General features: G+C 47.7%; 8 tRNA genes. All 8 read left to right on the top strand.

The features are described 5' to 3' along the window. Nucleotide 1: 1 nt before the first annotated feature. The 8 genes from LQ615_RS13340 to LQ615_RS13305 all read left to right on the top strand — a co-directional run bounded on the left by LQ615_RS13340 (nt 2) and on the right by LQ615_RS13305 (nt 707). Nucleotides 2-77 (top strand) — tRNA-Val (locus LQ615_RS13340). 4 nt (nt 78-81) lie between these two features. Beyond that, nucleotides 82-157: transfer RNA gene (locus LQ615_RS13335), tRNA-Thr, on the top strand. Nucleotides 158-164: 7 nt separating this feature from the next. Beyond that, nucleotides 165-240, top strand: a tRNA-Lys gene (locus LQ615_RS13330). 28 nt (nt 241-268) lie between these two features. Further along, a tRNA-Gly gene (locus LQ615_RS13325) sits at nt 269-343 on the top strand. Nucleotides 344-358: 15 nt separating this feature from the next. Continuing rightward, nucleotides 359-447, top strand: a tRNA-Leu gene (locus LQ615_RS13320). Nucleotides 448-453: 6 nt separating this feature from the next. Next, nucleotides 454-530, top strand: a tRNA-Arg gene (locus LQ615_RS13315). 10 nt (nt 531-540) lie between these two features. After that, a tRNA-Pro gene (locus LQ615_RS13310) sits at nt 541-614 on the top strand. Between the two features lie 17 nt (nt 615-631). Continuing rightward, nucleotides 632-707: transfer RNA gene (locus LQ615_RS13305), tRNA-Ala, on the top strand. Nucleotides 708-812 lie beyond the last annotated feature (105 nt).

Raw genomic sequence — 812 nt, 5'->3', positions numbered from 1 at the left:
TGGAGAATTAGCTCAGCTGGGAGAGCATCTGCCTTACAAGCAGAGGGTCGGCGGTTCGAACCCGTCATTCTCCACCATTTAGCCGGCCTAGCTCAACTGGTAGAGCAACTGACTTGTAATCAGTAGGTTGGGGGTTCAAGTCCTCTGGCCGGCACCATGTTTTAGAGCCATTAGCTCAGTTGGTAGAGCATCTGACTTTTAATCAGAGGGTCAGAGGTTCGAATCCTCTATGGCTCACCATTAATAATATTGTAAAAATAATGATTTAGCGGAAGTAGTTCAGCGGTAGAATACAACCTTGCCAAGGTTGGGGTCGCGGGTTCGAATCCCGTCTTCCGCTCCATTTTTATTTTTTCTTGCCGGGGTGGCGGAACTGGCAGACGCACAGGACTTAAAATCCTGCGATAAGTGATTATCGTACCGGTTCGATTCCGGTCCTCGGCACCATTTTTAGCGCCCGTAGCTCAATTGGATAGAGCGTTTGACTACGGATCAAGAGGCTAGGGGTTCGACTCCTCTCGGGCGCGCCATTATTAATAACGGGAAGTAGCTCAGCTTGGTAGAGCACTTGGTTTGGGACCAAGGGGTCGCAGGTTCGAATCCTGTCTTCCCGACTTCTATTAAATATTTTGGGGGCTTAGCTCAGATGGGAGAGCGCCTGCTTTGCACGCAGGAGGTCAGCGGTTCGATCCCGCTAGTCTCCACCATTTATAAAATAGATAATGAACATTGAAAACTGAATGACAATATGTCAACGTTAATTCCAATAATTGAGTACTGAAAGTACTTCAAAGAGTGATTGGCTTAACCAA

The sequence above is a fragment of the Mammaliicoccus sp. C-M13 genome, from assembly GCF_022386845.1.
Lineage (GTDB): Bacteria > Bacillota > Bacilli > Staphylococcales > Staphylococcaceae > Mammaliicoccus > Mammaliicoccus lentus.
This window is presented reverse-complemented; position numbering and strand designations above follow the sequence as displayed.